General features: G+C 60.3%; 17 protein-coding genes. 6 read left to right on the top strand and 11 right to left on the bottom strand.

Annotation, left to right across the window (positions count from 1 at the left end; genetic code table 11):
* Positions 1-18: 18 nt before the first annotated feature.
* The 8 genes from ACD590_RS29550 to ACD590_RS29515 all read right to left on the bottom strand — a co-directional run bounded on the left by ACD590_RS29550 (position 19) and on the right by ACD590_RS29515 (position 8,101).
* Positions 19-1,557: a sugar ABC transporter ATP-binding protein gene (locus tag ACD590_RS29550; protein ID WP_020493436.1), complete on the bottom strand. Its 1,539-nt coding sequence runs from the start codon at positions 1,555-1,557 to the stop codon at positions 19-21.
* Positions 1,558-1,626: 69 nt separating this feature from the next.
* Entirely contained in the window at positions 1,627-2,655 is a 1,029-nt protein-coding gene (locus tag ACD590_RS29545) for a substrate-binding domain-containing protein (RefSeq protein WP_018245853.1), read from the bottom strand.
* Between the two features lie 414 nt (positions 2,656-3,069).
* Positions 3,070-3,366 carry a YciI family protein gene (locus ACD590_RS29540; RefSeq protein WP_018245855.1) on the bottom strand — a complete coding sequence of 99 codons (297 nt, stop codon included), beginning with the start codon at positions 3,364-3,366 and terminating at the stop codon, positions 3,070-3,072.
* Positions 3,363-4,211, bottom strand: coding sequence for a dioxygenase (locus tag ACD590_RS29535; RefSeq protein WP_439004023.1), 849 nt, complete (start codon positions 4,209-4,211; stop codon positions 3,363-3,365). Before ACD590_RS29535 ends, ACD590_RS29540 begins: the two co-directional genes overlap by 4 nt.
* Positions 4,212-4,230: 19 nt before the next feature.
* Positions 4,231-5,289, bottom strand: a complete 1,059-nt coding sequence (locus ACD590_RS29530) for a maleylacetate reductase (protein ID WP_018245857.1) — start codon at positions 5,287-5,289, stop codon at positions 4,231-4,233.
* A gap of 1 nt (position 5,290) precedes the next feature.
* A complete protein-coding gene (tsdA, locus tag ACD590_RS29525) occupies positions 5,291-6,271 on the bottom strand; it encodes a gamma-resorcylate decarboxylase (protein ID WP_018245858.1) in 981 nt (326 codons plus the stop codon).
* Between the two features lie 47 nt (positions 6,272-6,318).
* Entirely contained in the window at positions 6,319-7,551 is a 1,233-nt protein-coding gene (locus ACD590_RS29520) for a flavin-dependent monooxygenase (RefSeq protein WP_018245859.1), read from the bottom strand.
* Between the two features lie 10 nt (positions 7,552-7,561).
* Positions 7,562-8,101 (bottom strand): flavin reductase family protein, encoded by a 540-nt coding sequence (locus tag ACD590_RS29515; RefSeq protein ID WP_018245860.1) that lies wholly within the window; start codon positions 8,099-8,101, stop codon positions 7,562-7,564.
* 201 nt (positions 8,102-8,302) lie between these two features.
* Between ACD590_RS29515 and ACD590_RS29510 the strand changes: the two genes are divergently transcribed.
* The 4 genes from ACD590_RS29510 (at position 8,303) to ACD590_RS29495 (ending at position 11,888) form a co-directional block, all read left to right on the top strand.
* On the top strand, positions 8,303-8,755 hold the full coding sequence (locus ACD590_RS29510; protein ID WP_018245861.1) for a MarR family winged helix-turn-helix transcriptional regulator: 453 nt from the start codon (positions 8,303-8,305) through the stop codon (positions 8,753-8,755).
* Between the two features lie 182 nt (positions 8,756-8,937).
* Entirely contained in the window at positions 8,938-10,239 is a 1,302-nt protein-coding gene (locus ACD590_RS29505; protein WP_204361394.1) for an MFS transporter, read from the top strand.
* Between the two features lie 183 nt (positions 10,240-10,422).
* Positions 10,423-11,340, top strand: a complete 918-nt coding sequence (locus tag ACD590_RS29500; protein WP_112907125.1) for a DMT family transporter — start codon at positions 10,423-10,425, stop codon at positions 11,338-11,340.
* Positions 11,341-11,438: 98 nt separating this feature from the next.
* Positions 11,439-11,888 (top strand): pyridoxamine 5'-phosphate oxidase family protein, encoded by a 450-nt coding sequence (locus tag ACD590_RS29495; protein WP_112907127.1) that lies wholly within the window; start codon positions 11,439-11,441, stop codon positions 11,886-11,888.
* Between the two features lie 21 nt (positions 11,889-11,909).
* On the opposite strand, the gene ACD590_RS29490 is transcribed toward ACD590_RS29495, so the two are convergent.
* Complete coding sequence (locus tag ACD590_RS29490; protein ID WP_439004022.1) at positions 11,910-13,154, bottom strand: DUF763 domain-containing protein; 1,245 nt, start codon at positions 13,152-13,154, stop codon at positions 11,910-11,912.
* A 104-nt stretch (positions 13,155-13,258) separates the two neighbouring features.
* Between ACD590_RS29490 and ACD590_RS29485 the strand changes: the two genes are divergently transcribed.
* On the top strand, positions 13,259-14,785 hold the full coding sequence (locus ACD590_RS29485; RefSeq protein ID WP_439004021.1) for a phospholipase: 1,527 nt from the start codon (positions 13,259-13,261) through the stop codon (positions 14,783-14,785).
* Here ACD590_RS29485 and ACD590_RS29480 read toward each other — a convergent pair.
* Positions 14,732-15,694, bottom strand: coding sequence for a lysylphosphatidylglycerol synthase domain-containing protein (locus ACD590_RS29480; RefSeq protein WP_439004020.1), 963 nt, complete (start codon positions 15,692-15,694; stop codon positions 14,732-14,734). The two genes, ACD590_RS29485 and ACD590_RS29480, sit on opposite strands and share 54 nt — an antisense overlap.
* Positions 15,695-15,817: 123 nt before the next feature.
* Here ACD590_RS29480 and ACD590_RS29475 point away from each other — a divergent pair, with 123 nt between their 5' ends.
* Entirely contained in the window at positions 15,818-16,546 is a 729-nt protein-coding gene (locus ACD590_RS29475; protein ID WP_018444985.1) for an endonuclease/exonuclease/phosphatase family protein, read from the top strand.
* 23 nt (positions 16,547-16,569) lie between these two features.
* On the opposite strand, the gene ACD590_RS29470 is transcribed toward ACD590_RS29475, so the two are convergent.
* Complete coding sequence (locus ACD590_RS29470; RefSeq protein ID WP_018444986.1) at positions 16,570-17,076, bottom strand: hypothetical protein; 507 nt, start codon at positions 17,074-17,076, stop codon at positions 16,570-16,572.
* Positions 17,077-17,225 lie beyond the last annotated feature (149 nt).

Genomic DNA, 17,225 nt, shown 5'->3' with positions numbered 1-17,225 from the left:
CCTGCCCCTGCGTTTTCTTTATGCGGCATGCTCTGATGCCTTCGAATTGTTATGACCGCCGATACCCGACGCGAGCCGCATGATCGCTTCTTCCGTCATCGTCTCGCCCTCGACCTCGCCTGCAACCGTGCCCTCGTGGATGACCAGCACCCGGTCGCACAGACCAAGAAGCTCCGGCAGTTCCGACGAGATGACGACGATGCCGATGCCGGAGCCCGCGAGATCGCGCAGCAGCCGATGGATTTCCGATTTGGCGCCGACATCGATGCCGCGGGTTGGCTCGTCCATCAGGATGACCTTGGGATTGACCGCCAGCTGCTTGGCAATCGCCACTTTCTGCTGGTTTCCGCCCGACAGCGACGAGACCGGCATGTCGATGCCACCCATCCGCACGCCGAGCCGCCGGACTAGGTCGTGGGCCCGATCCGCCTCGGCTTTGGAATTCAACAGTCCCAGCGGTCCGGTCAGCGATTTCAAATCGAGAACGGCAATGTTCTGGGCGATGGAAAGATCAAGGAAAATGCCGGAGCCTTTCCGATCTTCCGACAGATAGACGACACCCGCCTGCGCGGCCTGCGCATAGGAGTGCGCCCACAGCCGCTGTCCATGCAATTGCACCTCGCCGTCGATTACCGGCCGCAATCCGCAAATGCCTTCGGCTATCTCGGTGCGGCCCGAGCCGATGAGCCCGCCGATGCCGAGAATTTCACCCTTGCGCAGGTCGAAGCTCACATCCGTGAAGCGGCTACCGTCGCCGAGATCGCGGACGCTCAAAATGATCTCGTCGGTCCGCTCCGCCAGCGCCTGCTTTTCCGGATAGAGCTGGGTGATCTCGCGTCCGACCATGCGGCGCACCACATCATCCGGCGTCAATTCCGCCACCATTTCCGTCGAGACATAGCGGCCATCGCGAAAGACGGTGACCCGGTCGCACAGGCTGAAGATTTCGGCCATGCGGTGGCTGATATAGATGATCGAAATACCCTGCGCCTTGAGGTCGCGGATGATTTCGAACAGGATCTGGGTCTCCGATTCCGTCAAAGCCGCCGTCGGTTCGTCGAAGATCAGCACGCGACAATCGAGCGTCAGTGCCTTGGCGATCTCGACAAGCTGCTGGCTGGAAATCGACAAATCACCGACTTTGCGGCGCACGTCGATTGGTGCCAGACGATTCATCACGACCTGCGCATCCCGCTCCAGCCGGCCATAATTCATGAAAGGCGAGCGGCGGCGGTTGGTCGCTGCCATGAACATGTTCTCGGCCACCGTCGCATCGGGGCAGAGCGCGATTTCCTGATGCACGAGGCCAAGCCCGAGCGATTGCGCCACGGCCGGCGACGTCACCTTTACCGGCGCGCCATCGACGAGAACGTCGCCCTCGGTCGGCTGCAGCACGCCGGCAATGATGTTCATCAGCGTCGACTTGCCCGCGCCGTTTTCGCCGCAAAGCGCATGAACCTCGCCCTTCTCCAGGCTGAAGCTCACATCCGTCAACGCCTTCACCGCCCCGAAGTGTTTGCTGACATTGCGGATTTCCAGAACCGGCACCGACGCCATCATCGTCTCCTCCTCACGCTCGCGGTGGCTGTCCGGAGTTTCCTGCCCCCGGACAGCCGGCACAAAGGCTTACTCCTCGATGCCTTTGGTGCCCCGCCGCTTCAGATACTTGTCCCAGTAGAAATCGTCGGCATTATCAGCCGTGACGATCGACAGGCCGTTGTCGACGAACGGAATGCTCATCGGGTTGAAGCCGGCGCGCTTGGCGTCGTTCATCGGGTCGATGAGTTCCGGATGCTTGGCAAGCCACAAAAGCATGAAGCCCATGTAACCCTGCATGCCCTGGTTCGGATTGATCGAACCGAACACTTCGCCCGCCTTGATCATGTCGAGGATGTTGGCATTGACGTCGGCGCACATCACGAGGATCTTGCCGCCGCTTTCCTTGTTGGCCTGCGAAGCGCCGATGGCCGAATTCGCTTCCGGCATGAAGACGGCCCCAATATTCGGATGGGCCTGCACCAAGCTCATCAGGCCCTGATAGGCCTTGTTCGGGTCCTGGTTGGACGCAGCGCGGCCGACCAGCTTCATATCAGGATATTTTTCCTCCATACGGGCGATGAAGGCGGCGATACGCTTGTCGTGGTTGTCCTGGCCCGGATTTTCCAGAACGGCATATTCACCCTTGCCACCCATCTTTTCGGCAATCGCGTCGGCCGCATAGGTGCCTTCGCGGGTATTGTCCGAGGTGACGAACGAGATGCGCTTGGAAAGCGGCGCATCGGCCGCGAAGGTCACGACCGCCGTGCCCTGGTCGATCGCCCGGTTGATCGGCTCGATGAACGGATCGGAGTTCATCGGATGAACGAGGATACCGGCCGGGTTCTGGGCCAGCGCCTGGTCGAAGGTGGCGATCTGCTTGTTGACGTCATATTCCGGCGTGCCGGTATAGGCGGTCTCGCAGCCGAGCTGCTGACCGGCCTGCTTGAACATTTCATAGACCGGGAACCAATATTCGACGCCCGATACCATGACGTTCATGACGTATTTTTCACCCGGCTTGCAGCGGAACGGATTTTCCGTGCCCGCGCTGGCCACGCCGGCCAAAAGCGTCGATGCAAGGACCGCCAACGCGGTCGTGCTTAGAAATTTGCGCAAGTTTCCTCCTCGAGGCCGAAGCCCCTCCCAAATATCCGGCGGCGCCTCAGCGGCTGCCGATGATCCATTGAAGACCGGAGTTCCTCCTCGAAGTCCGGTATGGGCAGATAATCGCAACGGCAGAGCTCTGTCAATATAATTCATACTGTGAAATATATTTCAGGTATCGACGTTCTGAATGGCGATTGATGCCGCCTTCCGGCGCTCGAAGACATCGAGAAGCGGCATTGATGTCGCTGCATCGATTTGCCTGAAGACGGTCGCTCGAAGGCCGAAGCGGACCTTCCTCGCACGCGCAGCCGTTTTGGCAAGAATCTGAAGGGTAAAGACTAAGACCGCCGGAGCCTTTGATGGACGATTGTCTCGGCCCCGCAAGTTCTGCATTTCATCGCCTTCGGCAGGTCGAAACGCTGGTCAGAGACTCTCTAGAAGAACCCCAAAAGTAGGCCGCCATTCGTAGATATCGACGCTGCCGTAAACACCGGATTGGACGAAGGGATCTCCTGCGCTGAACGCCTCGAACTCCGCGAGCGTTTCGACTTCCGCGATCACCAAGGCGGTAGAACCCTTGCCCTCCGCCGACGGTGTAGAGGGTCCGGAAAGCAGGATGCGGATCGCCGCGCCTCGCAGATAGGCCTTGTGTTCGTCGATCAATCGGGAACGTTCGGCAGCCTTGCCGGGGTCGGATACCGCATAGCGGGCAACGATCATTCTCCACTCTCCACTGGCGTCAGCACGAAATCGAAATCGGAACGCCAGACCGTCGCACGATCGACACGCTCGAAAGGCGCAACCAGGCTGTTTTTCACCCCAAACACCGTATCGGATCCCAGATAGGGATCGTCTCCGACAAAGGTGTGGGTTACCAGCTTCCGATAACCTGAAGCCGTGATCAGGTAATGGGTATGGGCAGGACGGTAGGGATGGCGGCCGAGGGAGGTCAGCATCTGGCCGACCGGGCCGTCATCCGGAATCGGATAGGAAACCGGCTTTATGCCGACGAAACTATAGGTGCCATCTGCGCTGGTGACGAAGATGCCCCGGTTGTTCCACTTCGGCTGGATGTCCGGCTGCTGGACATCGTAGAAGCCATCGGAATTATCCGACCATACATCGATCTGGGCTCCCTCGATCGGATTGCCGTTAAGATCCAGCACTCGCCCGATGAAGAGACAGCTCTCGCCCTTGCCGTCGAGAGAGATGTTTTCACCCATCTGCCGTATGGGCGCGCCTTCGACATGGAACGGCCCGAACACGGTATTTTCCGTGGCGCCCGGCGGACGCCGGTTGTTGATTGCATCCACCAGCATCGACAAACCCAGCGTATCGCTGAGCAGGATGAACTCCTGTCGCTCGTCATGACAGAGATGGCCGGTTCGGGTCAGAAAGCCGATGGCCAACTCCCATTCCTCCTGGGCCAGGCTGATATCCTTGGCAAAGGCATGCAGGTGCCTGACAAGCGACGCCATGATTTCGGCCAGACGCGGATTAATGTCCCGCCCCATCCGCGAGTTGACGGCCTCCGCGGATCTCTCTTCGCTGAAATATTCGGGCACGTGGCCATCCTCCAAAGCGTTAACGCGGCCGCGCGCCCTCCCAGGCGCTCTCCAACAAAACCCGGATCGCTTCCCGTTCGATCGGGCGCGGGTTCCAGTAGGGGTTCTGGGCGGCGAGTTCCGCCGCAGGGTCCAGATCGGCTTCCTTCATACCCAGATCGCGCAGCGCCAAGGGGGCGCCGATCGAAGCGGCAAAATCATAAAGACCGCCGCCCAGCGAGCCGCCAAAAAGATCGGTAGCGGGTTCTAACGCATCCGCTGCGGCCTCCGCATTGTAGGCGGCAGAATGGGGAAGAATGACCGCATGGGTTTCCGCATGCGGCAGATCGAAGCTACCGCCTAGCGTATGGCAGAGCTTGTGATGCAGGGCCATGCCTACCGCTCCGAGCACCGTGCCGCACAGCCAGGAACCGTAAAGCGCTTCGCTTCGCGGCTCGATGTCCCCAGGGGCATTGACGATTTGAGGTAAAGCCTGCTTCAGCGCGCGCAGGCCCTCGACCGCCATCATCGACGAAATTGGATTGCGATCCTGTGCATAGAGACCTTCGACCGCATGCGCCATTGCATTGAGCCCGCTGCTGACGCTGATGTTGACCGGCAATCCCAATGTCAATTCTGGGTCGTAGATCACCACTTCGGGCAGGATGCCAGGCCCGCGGACCGTCGTCTTCTGCCCGTTTTCTGTCTGGCCGAGGATCGGTGTAACCTCCGATCCCGCATAGGTCGTCGCCACCACGATTTGTGGCGCGTCGTTGCGATAGGCGATCGCCTTGCCGAGACCGATCGTAGATCCGCCGCCGATTGCGACCACGCAATCGGCGCCGGCCAAGTTGTATGCCGCAATCGCGCGCTCGGTCACATCGACCGGCGTATGCATCGTCGCATCGTGGAATAGTCCCGCCGCAAGCGGACCGAGGGTAGCAGCGATCCGTTCGGCCTCCGCTTTCTGGTGCGGGGTCGAAAGGATCAGCGCGCGCTTGCCGCCCTGCCCTGCAATCGCCTCGGCGAGACGGTTCAACGAGCCGCTCCCGAAGAAGACCTGGGCCGCGCTGGCCGTGTATCTGAAAGGTGCAACCATGCTATCGATCGAGTTTGAATAGCGAAACCGCGTTGGTGCGACCGATCTTCAGACGGTCGGCCTCGGAGATGGTCGTGCTGTCGAACCAGTTTGCAGCATGGTCGACGTTCTCGAATGGCCAGTCTGTCGAGAACAGAATTCGGTCCGCGCCGATTTCCAGCATAGCATCGATAAGCGATTGCGTGCGGAAGTTCCCCGACGTCGTGATGTAGAAATTCTCGTTGAAATAATCGGCAATCGGGCGTTTGGCCGGATAATTCTTTTCCACCTTGACCCACGCATTCCGGTTGTCGATGCGCCACATCATGTACGGCAGCCCCTCGCCCATGTGACCAACGATGATCCGCAAAGCCGGATGTTCGTCAAACAGGCCGGATCCCATCAAACGTAACGCATGAACAGCGGTCTCCTGCGCGAACGCCCATGTCGGACCCATCAGCCAGGAATGGCCGGCATAGATCCGGCTATCCTGCGGCAACGGGTTGCGCGGATGCAGATAGAAGGGAACGTTGAGTTTTTCGACTTCCGCCCAGAACGGACGATATTGCGGCAGGTCGTAGTAGAGCGGCGTCGTTCCGTCGCCTTCCTGCGAGAAGCCATTGACCAGTGCGCCGACGAAACCCAGCGTTGTCACGCAGCGCTGCAATTCCTGCGCGGCCGCATCTGGATCCTGCAGGGGCAAAGCTGCAAATCCCAGGAAACGGTTCGGGTTCTTGACGCATTGCTCCGCCAGAAAGTCGTTGGCGCGCCGGGAAATTTCCAGGGCCTTTGCCTTATCTGGGATCGCCTGCACGGCCGGAGCGTTCAGCGACAGGATCATTTTCTCAATGCCGTGGGCATCCATCAGCCGCAAACGCTTGTCCTGGATATCCAGAAGACGGGCGGACAGTTCCGTCCAGTAGTCGCCCGGCACGAATCCAGCCGAATCCTGTAGCGTCTCGGGAATGGCGAAATGTTCTTCAAGCGCGATCTTGCCTTGCACGATATGCTCTCTTTCCTGTCTTAAGTCGAAACAATGGGGATGGCGGATCAGAATTGTCCCTTGGGCGGTAGACCGAGCAGCTGCTGGCCGACCATGGTGCCCACGGCATCCCAGTTCATGGAAATATGGCGCCCGACGGCATTTGCATCGCGCCATGCCCGCTGGACAGGATTGGACATCTGGAGGCCGAGGCCGCCTGTCGATGCATTGAGTGCTTCCACGGCCCGAAGGGCCAGGCTGACCGCAAAGGACTGGCTACGACGGGCGAGAATCCGATCGTCCTCGGTGATCTCGCCGGTGCCATCCTCGCGGGCCTGGGCCAGTTGCTGCGCCCGGGCAATATCGCGCAGAATGATTTCGCGGGCGGCATCCACGGATGCGGAGGCTTCCGCCACGCGAAGCTGGATCGTCGGAAATTCCGCGATCTTGTTGTTGCCACCGGCCACTGCACCACGTGTCACACGGGCCCCCATATGGTCGATATAGCTCTCCAATGCGCCCTTCGCCGCACCGACGGCTGCGCTGCCGAGGCAGAACGGAACCCCCATGAGCAGCGGAATGTTGAAAAGGCCGATACCCTTGTAGCCACGTCCGCCCGGCGTTCTGCCGGAGGTCGCATCCGGAAAGCTCAGCATGCGGTATTCCGGAACGAAGACATCCTTGAGGATCAGGCTTTTTGAGCCGGTGCCCGCGAGGCCGACAACGTCCCAGGTCTCGGCAATGGCATAATCGCTGGCGGGAACCAGAAGGAACGCCGGCACAGGACGCTCCCCCTCGCCATTTGGCGGAATGATCGCCGCACAGAGCGCCCACTGGGCATTTTCGCATCCGCTTGCAAAGGCCCAATCGCCGGTTAACCGGAAGCCACCGTCGACGCGTTCCGCCATGCGGACCGGCGCATAGGAACCGCAGAGCAGCGCATCCGGATTGCTGCCCCACACTTCCTGCTGAACCCTTTCATCGAACATGGCGAGGAGCCATTGATGCGCCGAAAGGAGGCCGGCAACCCAGCCGGTGGAGGCACAGGCCGACGACAGTTGGATATTTGCATCGACAAGCTCGGCAAACGATCCTTCGTCGCCACCGAAACGGGCAGGCTTGACGATATCGAAATAGCCGGCGGAGCGCAGCAGATCAATATTGCGTGCCGGCACGCGGCCGGATTTTTCCGTGTCGCGCGCGCCGGCACTGATCTCGTCCAACACCGGGGCGATACGATCTGCAAGACATGCGTTCTCAACCCGCGCCGAGGCGGGAAACAGGGCAGCTGTATTGTTCATGGAACTACCTTCAGTTCTGGGATGCAGGAAGCGCGTGCTGTGGCGCGCAATATTTCGAGTTCTCGTACATCAGCGCGGTCGTGTCGTCGGAATGGCGTGTATCCACCACCTGCCCGATGAAGATCGTGTGCGTTCCATAGGGAACCGCGCCCATACGGCGGCAGACAACCGAGGCATGAGCGGAGCCCAGCACCATCATGCCGCGCTCATGGCGAACCCAATCGGCAGCATCGAAGCGACGCTCAGGCGCAATCTTGCCGCTGAACCCTTCCGATACGGCTGCCTGTCTGTCGGTCAGAACGCTGACTGCGAATTCCGGCACCTCGAGCAGCATGTCGTGCAGGTAGGTGCGATTGTTCAGGCAGATAATGAGAGATGGCGGATCCATCGAAAGTGATGTGACGGCAGTAGCCGTCATTCCATGATCGGCACCGTTGCGACAGGCGGAAATGACCGTCACCGTTGCCGGGAAACGGCGCATGGTCGATCGAAACGCATCGCTGATCGGTGCGGGGGCCGGCGCTATGCCGAGGGCAGCAGTGGCAGACATGATTTCCTCCCGTGTCTCCTTGGTGTCCAAATTATTGCATTTGCAACTATTGTCAATGCAAATTTAGAAATTAGACGGGAAAATGCTTGATCTACCCAGCCGTTCTCGGCAGCAGAAAGCCAATCGTGTTGTCATCCCGGTAATTTAGGTGCATGTCGGAGGGAGCCCTCAGCAAGCCGAATCCCGCCAGCAGACAGAGACATGTACAAACTTACCGATTCCGTTCCCTATCTTCTCAATCGCGCCGGCGTGCGGATAGCCGAGGTATTCGCGCAGAGAATCGCCGAAGACAATCTCAGCGTGGCGATGTACCGGGTCCTGGCCATGCTCAAGGAACGCCGGGAGAGCACCCTGGGGGATCTCGCCGACGTCGTCTCTGTCGAGATTTCGACGCTTTCGCGCCTCGTCGGTACATTGGCCAAGCGCAAGCTGGTGTCGCGAACACGTCCGGAAGATAACGGCCGTATCGTCATCGTAAGGCTGACCCCGCAGGGCGAGGCGATGACGGAAAGGCTTATGCCGCTTGCCGTGGAACTTGAACGCACCGCGGTGCAGGACATGTCGGACGAAGAGGTCGCAGCCCTGAAGAAGGCGCTGCGCCGCATGCACAGCAACCTGCCGGCAATATCCGGAAAAGGAAAAGTTGCGAGCTGAAAAGTTTGCAGTTGCAAATATTTTATTCGCAAGTATTTAATAGCGTGTCATCGTTGTCTTGACATCGCCCTCTCACGGGCGAGTCTGGCGCTGGGAGGAACCACGCCGGCAACGATCCAGGAGGATTTGTACATGGATCGACGCGGACCTGCCGCTGGCAGGAGCGTACTTCTTGTACTCAAATGTATGGGGAGGGAAAATTGGCCATACAAGATCTCGCTATTATTAAGGAACACGTTCGCAGCCCGAATATCATCATCGCTCTTTGCGGTCTGCTGATCCTGTTCGACGGCTATGACCTGATCGTCTATGGCGCAGTCGCGCCGGCATTGCTCGCCGAAGCCAGCTGGGGCCTGACGCCCGGCCTGGTGGGACGCGCTGCCTCCATCACCCTGTTCGGTATGCTGCTGGGCGCTCTCGTCGCCGGAACGCTCGCCGACAGGATAGGTCGCCGCAAGGTCATCATAGGCAGTCTGCTGAGCTTCTCCGTTATGATGATCGGCAGCGGTCTTGCGCCGAGCTTTCTCATTTTCGAGGGAACACGCTTTCTCGCCGGTCTGGGCCTTGGGGCTCTTTTTCCCACGGTAACCGCTTTAATCATCGAGTTTTCTCCGCCGAAGCGGAAGGCAATAGCCTACTCGATTGCTCTTCTCGGTTATCTGGCTGGCGGCATCATCTCGGGTATCCTCGGAATGCTGCTGGTGCAGACATACGGATGGCGTCCCCTGATGATCATCGGCGGCGCACCGATCCTGCTTCTGCCCTTCTTCATCCGCCTCATCCCCGAATCCCCCGAATGGCTGGCAACGAAGAACCGCCAGACCGAAGCCAATCAGATTGCAAACCAGTACGGGCTGCCCGATCCCGTCGCCAGGCCTGTTGCGTCACGCCAGGTCGGCATCCGGTCGCTGTTTTCCGAAGGTCGCCTGCTGCCGACATTGAACGCATGGGGCATCCACTTCTGTTCGCTTCTGCTCACATTCGGCATGGTCAACTGGCTTCCGACCATCATGAACAAGATGGGCTATGACCTCGGTTCCGCCCTGCTCTTCTCCGTAACGCTCAATCTCGGAGCCGCAGTCGGCCTCCTGATTGGCGCAAGGATTGCCGACCGCGGAAACGTCAAGATAGTCGTTGCAGGTATGTTTCTTCTCGGAGCCTGCTCGATCTGGTTACTGACGCAGGTGGATCAGGGCCTCCAGGTCTATGGTCTCGTCGCACTTGCCGGTACGGGAACGATCGGCACGCAGATCCTCGCCAACGTTCTCGTTGGAAACCTCTATCCGGTCGAAATCCGTGGAACCGGCCTTGGCTTCTCGCTCGGCATCGGCCGTATCGGAGGCATGATAGGACCGGCCATCGGCGGTGCGGTTCTGGGTGCAGGCCTGGCTCCGCAGTGGAACTTCTACATCTTCGCATCGGTAGCAGCCTTGGGATGCATGCTCGCACTCATGACGTTGCTGTATCGAAAAACGGCTGATTGACGGCCAGATTGTCGGCAGGCCTGCATCCAGAACCTGCCGACAAGTGGGCACAAGTGCCTAAAGAGACATCTCGCTGCCCAATTCGAGTGCAATCGCTTCAAACTGACCATTGACATCGGCAGTGTTAAGGCAGAAGCCGCAGTCGGCCGCGCATGCGCGGCCGTTTTTGCGAGGATGCCACAGATGAAGACCCAGACGGGTGTCGCCGACGCCGGAAACCTGATCATAACAGGCGTCGTGCTGATGCTGCTCGGCGATCTGCTCTTTGCACTGAACGATGCAATGGGCAAATGGCTGGTCGCGAGCTTTGCCGTCGGCCAGGTGCTGGTGATCCGCTCGGTCGGCGCTTTCATCGTGCTCGGACCAATGATCCTCCGGCAAGGGCCGATGGCCTTGTTCCGCGTCGAGCAGAAAGGCCTCCAGTTCATACGTGTTTTGATGGCGACTTGCGATGTCGCGCTGTTTTATGCTGCCGTCGCCTATCTGCCGCTCGCAGATGTGATGACCTTCTATATGGCGGGACCGATCTATATCGCGGCGCTCTCGCATTTCTTTCTCGGAGAAAAGATCGGTTGGCGCCGTTGGCTGGCTGTTCTGATCGGCTTTGCAGGCGTCGTCATCGCGCTGCGTCCATCCACGGCGATGCTGTCGCTTCCATCGCTCTTCGGTCTTGTAGGCAGCTTTGCCTTTGCGCTGTCTCTGGTGATGAGCCGCTATCTGCGCTCGACCAGCGATACCACTCTGGTGACATGGCAGACGATTGCGGCCCTCGCGATCGGTATCGTCTTGAGCATTGGCCACTGGCAGCCGGCAACGCTCGTCGATTGGTCCGGCATGCTGCTGCTCGGGATCGTCGCCTCCTGCGCGCATCTGCTCATCACGCGCTCGCTGAAGCTCGCACCGGCATCGCTGCTCGCGCCGCTTCAATATACGCTGCTGCTCTGGGCAATCGTCCTCGGCTACCTCTTCTTCAACGATGTTCCCGATATGCAGATCATCATCGGTGCCGCGATCATCGTCGTTGCAGGGCTGTTCATCTTCCACCGGAAGAATCTGAAAGAGACGGTTCCGACTGAGGCCGTCCCGCCCGACGGCCATTGAAGCTATAGCGCTGCGTATCTGTAGCTTCCGTGGACTTTCCACGGAACAATCTGGACGCTTGCACGCTACTCCCGAGCATTCAAACATGGGAGATTTCAATGGCATCCATGACCCTCGAAGACCTATCCTCGCAACTGAAGAAGATCGATTTCTGCATGCTGTCGACGAACGCCGGGTCGGGCCGCATCTCGGCCCGACCGATGAGCAACAACGGCGACGTCGAATATGATGGGGATTCCTGGTTCTTTTCCTATGAAGACAGCAGAAAAATCACGGAGATCGAAGGCGTCGACACCGTCTCGCTGACGTTCACGGCGCCTCCCAGCCTCCTCGGCAAGCCGGGGATTTTCATTGCTGTCGAGGGCGTCGCTTCGCTGGTACGGGATAAGGCGGCACTCGAAGAACATTGGATCCCCGATCTCGAGCGGTGGTTTCCTGACGGAGTGGACACTCCTGGGATCGTTCTCATCAAGGTTTCAGCGTCCTCCATCCGGTACTGGGATGGTGAGGAAAACGGCGAGGTCGCCCTGGCTGGCTCAGCGAGTTAAGGTAATGGCATAAAGGGTGCCCTACTCCGCGGACGGCTCCTCCCAGCCGAAGACGCTCCGGCCGCCGAAATCGGCGGATTGGCGAAATTCGCCGGCGATGATTTCCTTGAGGTCGGGACCCGTCACATAGCGTTCCAGCTGCCTGGATTGGTCGTCCAGGCGCTTGAGCGCCTGCAACTCCTCCTCGCGTCCCAGCCTGCCCTTCTGCACCGCCGATTTCATCACGGCGATCGTCTCGTCATAAACTTTGAGCGGGACCGGAAAAGGATGGCGATCCTTGCCGCCATGGGCGATCGAGAAGCGCGCCGGATCGGAAAATCGGCAGGGCGCACCGTGCACGACTTCCGCCACCATCGCCAGAGCGTTCACCGTGCGGGCACCGACGCCGGGGACGAGCAGCAACTCTTGGAAATCCGCTGGCCCGCGGTCTGCCGCGGCGGCCAGATTTCCGTGCAGGCGCCGCATGTTGACGTCACTCTCGCGGACATCGTGATGGGCAGGCATGATCAGGTGCGGCAGCATCGGCTGTTCGGCGGGTTCGGGCGCCGGCGCTTCGGCACGCAGCAGTGCGGCGGCTTCACGGATGATCCGGTCGGGACCGAGGGTCGCCAGCAGATCGAGCTGACCGCGCCGCGAGCGTTCGGCGCGCCTGTCGGCAAGATTGACGATCTCGCCCTGGCTCCGTCCCTCGATTGCCGCATGCGGCGAGTCGACGAAGCTCTCCAGCCCTTCGGACAGCCAGTGATACCGCCGGGCCTGACGCTTGTCGCCGTTCATGCCTTGCTGAACAACCACCCAATGGCCGTCATCGGCGACGATGAACCCGTGCAGATAAAGGTCGAACCCGTCCTGAAGGGCGGCGCTGTCGACCTTGGCGATGAGACGGCTCGTGGTCGCGAGCCCCTCCCCGTCGAGGCCGACACGCTCGCCGATCGAGACGAGTTCCTGCGGCGTCTTGCGAGAATGCGCGCCACGACCGCCGCAGACATGCAGGCCGAGCTCGCCGGCACGGGGCTTCAGCCCGCGCTTCAGCGCGCCGAGGACGCTGGTCGTGATGCCGGAGGAATGCCAGTCCATACCCATGACCGCGCCGAAGGACTGGAACCAGAAGGGATGCGCAAGCCTGCGCAGGAATTCGTCGCGGCCATAGTGATGGACGATCGCCTCGGTGATCAGTATTCCCAACCGCGTCATACGGTCGCCCAGCCAATGCGGCACGCGTCCCCCGTGAAGGGGAAGATCGGCGCTGCCTGCTCGTTGTGACATCTCGTTTCCTTGCATTCTGCATCGCAGGCGGCCGTCGTCCGACGCCATCGGGGAACCCAGGCAAATTCCGGGCGTTTGTGCTCCAGTTAGAGGCCGAGGCAATCATGACGACATTCGAAACCATCTTCAATAACCCGAGCTTACCCCAGACAAAATCACAACGGCCGGGCGACCGCCAAGAACAGGAGGGCAGCGCCTTGCGCCTGAAAGGGAGTGCTGCCAAGGCGGCCTTCCTGATCAACGGCAACAGCTATTTCGCCGAGCTGGCGCGCACGTTGCGGCAGGCGCGGCGCACCATCTGGATCGTCGGGTGGGATTTCAATCCGAACATCCGGTTGGAACCCGAGAAGTCCGACGAAACGCTGGCCGACCTGTTGCATGCCCTGGCAGCGGTAAATCCGGAGCTCGAAATACGCATCCTCATCTGGGCGCTCGGCCCCGTCTATTCTGACAAGTCCCTGCGGGTGCTGCGGAAGAAAAACTTTCCCAGAAATGGGCGGATCGATTTACGCTTCGAGCCTCAGCCAACATTGCGCGGTTGTCACCATCAGAAACTCGTCTGTATCGACGATGCCGTCGCCTTCATCGGCGGCATAGACCTGACGTCGCGCCGGTGGGACACCTGGCTCCACCGCGCCAAGGATAAATTGCGACGTGACCCCAAGGGCGTTTCCTACGATCCGCTGCATGACGTTCAGGCAATGGTCACCGGCGACGCCGCAAGGCTGATCGGCGATATCGTCAGGCAGCGCTGGGAAAACGCTACCGGCGAAAACCACCTGTCGTTGGCCGAAGACGTCCCTTTCGCCTGGCCGGAGGATCTCGCCGTTTCGATGAGGGAGATCGCGGTCAGCTTCGCGCTGACGGAGCCGTCGACCGCACTTCGCCCCGGCATCAGCGACGGCATCGCCATGACATTGGACGTCATCGCCCGGGTTCGGCGGCAGCTTTACATCGAGGCGCAATATCTCGCCTCCTTCCGCGTCGCCGACGCCATTGCCGCGCGACTGCAGGAGGAAGACGGGCCTGAAGTCGTCATCATCTGCACGCGCAGCTCTCACGGGCTGATCGAAAAGCTTGTCATGGGCGGCAATCGCGACCGGGTCATCCGCCGCCTGAAACGCGCCGATCGTGCGGACCGCCTGCGCGTCTATTATGCCGTCGTGCCCGGGCCAATCGTACCCGAGCCAGTCACGCCCGGAGAGAATGGCGAGGTCGAGGTGCTCGTCCATTCCAAACTGATGATCGCCGATGACGAGCTGGTCCGCATCGGCTCCTCCAACCTCAACAATCGCTCGGAAGGACTGGATTGCGAATGCGACATGCTGTTCGAGGCCGGCAACAACGAGCATCGCCGCGCGATCGCGGATCTGCGCAATCGCCTGCTTTCGGAATATCTCGGAACCACCCCGGAAAGCTTTGCCGCAGCCTTTATGCAAAGCGGCTCGTTGATCGAGGCGGTCGACGCGCTCAATGATGGCCCTCGGGGCTTGCGGGAATTCACCGTCGAGCTGCCGGGCAGCATTTCGCCGATTTCAGGCACCGCGCTCTTCGACCCGGTTCGACCCTTCGCCCCTCTAGACCGACTGGGCCTCGGCGCGCTCGTCCGCCTCCTCATCCGCCCCGCGTGATCTCCAGCGGAAGATCACCTCGCTGATGACGAGAAGCGTTGTGCCGAGCACCAGCGGAATGAAGAAATAGGCACAGCGGAACGCAATCAACGCGCCGATCGAGGCCTCCTTCGGCACGGCATAGGAGACGGTTGCCTCGAGCACGCCCAGACCGCCCGGAACATGCGTTGCGAGGATTGCCGAATTGGCGAGGACGTAAGCCGTCACCGACCTGAAGAAGGCGACGTCGCCGAAGGCCGAGAGCATCTGGTGCAGACAGGCCGACACGAGCATGAAGTTGACCGTCCCGACCCCGACCTGCCCAACCGCGATCGAAAATCGCGGCAGCTGAAACGACCAGCGCCATAGCCGCAGCGTGCCCCGGATGAAGAACGCCAGGCCGGCATAGAGGACCGGCACAACCAGCGCCATCGCACCGAAGATGCGGACGCTTGCCGGATCGATGCGCAGCAGGCGTCCGGCATCGCCGGGATTGACGATCATCGCAAGACCACCCAGCGTGATCAGCCCGAGCCCCACCGTGACACCGCAAAACAGGATGATCTTCGCCACGTCCTCCGCTGTCAGTCCCCAGCGCGAATAGAAACGATAACGGAAGGCGCCGCTGCTCAGCCCGGCAAAGCCGATATTGTGGCCGAGCGAGAGGCTGATGAAGGACGCCAGCGCAATCCAGGAATAGGGCAAGGATTTGCCGAGCGAACGGATCGCCAGGAGATCGAAACAGCCGAGGCACAGATAGGATGCCGCCGCGAAGAGCAGTGCTGTGCAAAAGGTCGAAAGAGGTATGCTGCGGACCGATTGGACGATCTCTCCCAGACTATACTGCTCGAAGATCCGATAGAGGAGAAAGACCGCGAGACAAAGGGCGGCAACGAGCAGTCCATTCCATATTATGCTTTTCAAGCTCATCGATTGTCCATTTCCGAGATGCGAGCGCCACGGCTCGATCATCTGGAACGATCAAACGAGTTCTGTGTTCCCCCGGAGAACAAGTTCTATGTTCCCCCGGGGGAACGAGCTTTCAGCGGGCCTATGCCGGATAAATCAATCAGACTCCTGACCTATAACGTCCACAGTTGCATCGGCAGTGACCGGAAGCTCGATCCCGGCCGCATCGCTTCCGTCATCGCTGAAGCTGAGGCCGATATCGTCGCGCTTCAGGAGGTCGATGTCCTCAGGCGCAGGACCGGCGGCGTCGACCAGGCCCACGCGATCGCCTCGCTTCTGAAGATGCAGGCGCATTTCCATCCGGCCCTGTCGATTGCCGAGGAGCAGTATGGCGATGCGATCATCACCTCGCTGCCGACAGGCGCGGTCAAGGCCGGCCCGCTGCCGTCCATCGGCGAACAGCGCGGCGCCTTATCCGTCGAAATACTGGTCGGCGACAGAAAACTGCTGGTCGTCAACACCCATCTCGGCCTTCGCGGCCGCGAGCGCGTCCGGCAGATGACGACGCTGCTGAACTCGGGCTGGCTGCGCGGCACGGCGGACCAGCCTCTTCCCACCATTCTCTGCGGCGATTTCAACGCCATTCCGTCATCAGCGACTTACCGACTTGCCACCCGGTCATTGAAGGACGCCCAGCTCGCAGGCGGCGCCGCGGCAAGAGCGACCTTTCCCTCCCGTTACCCGCTAATGCGCCTCGACCACATCTTCGTCAGCGACGATCTCATCGTCAAGCAAGCGGCGGTCCTGCAAAACCGCCTGACAAGGGTTGCCTCTGACCACCTCCCTCTGTTTGCCGAAATCGGCTTCGCCTGATCAGTCATTGCTGCTGACGATTTTCACCGGGCGAACTTTCGGTTCATCGCCGCCGCCACCAACGGCAACGCCGTCGTCGCCACGGCACCCAGAGGCAGTCGCCTGATGCCCCTCGTGACGACGAAGGTCGCCGCCATTGCGGCTGCCAGCTTGAGCCAGGGCTGATTGCCGAGCTGCGCATGAGCGCTTGCATCGGCCCATCGGACGTTCTCCGTAACGACGGTCGCGGCCTGATGTTGGATCACGTGAAGACGAGCGCGAAGGTTTTCGATCTCTTCTCTCAGTTCTCGCAGCCGGCCTTCGAGGGCATGACCATCGGAGACCAGGAGAGGTTCCTCGACGGTGCCTTCAACCGGGGTATGACCACCGAGCGTGGCAATATACGCCCGATACTCGGCCTCGCTGGTAAAACCCTCGCGTCTGATGAGATCAGGGTTGATGATCGCCTCTTCGAAGGAGGCCGGTGCGGTTTCCACACCGTCGCGCATACCCTTGTCTGTGCCGATGTCCCCGTGTTCGTCCTTGAACATGATGCGTCTCCAGTTGTTCCTGGCGATAGAACGCCCGACGGCTCAGAAGGATGCATCGGCTGCCCGCCGTCGGGCTGGACAAAATGCTGGTTTCGGCGAATATTGAAACGAATATTTCACGATTCGTGCAGTATGAAATATTTATTCCA

The sequence above is a fragment of the Rhizobium sp. 862_C5_N1_2 genome, assembly GCF_051811205.1.
In the GTDB taxonomy this organism is placed as follows: Bacteria; Pseudomonadota; Alphaproteobacteria; order Rhizobiales; family Rhizobiaceae; genus Rhizobium; species Rhizobium leguminosarum.
The sequence above is the reverse complement of the archived record's forward strand: the minus strand, read 5'-3'. Positions and strand labels throughout refer to the sequence as shown.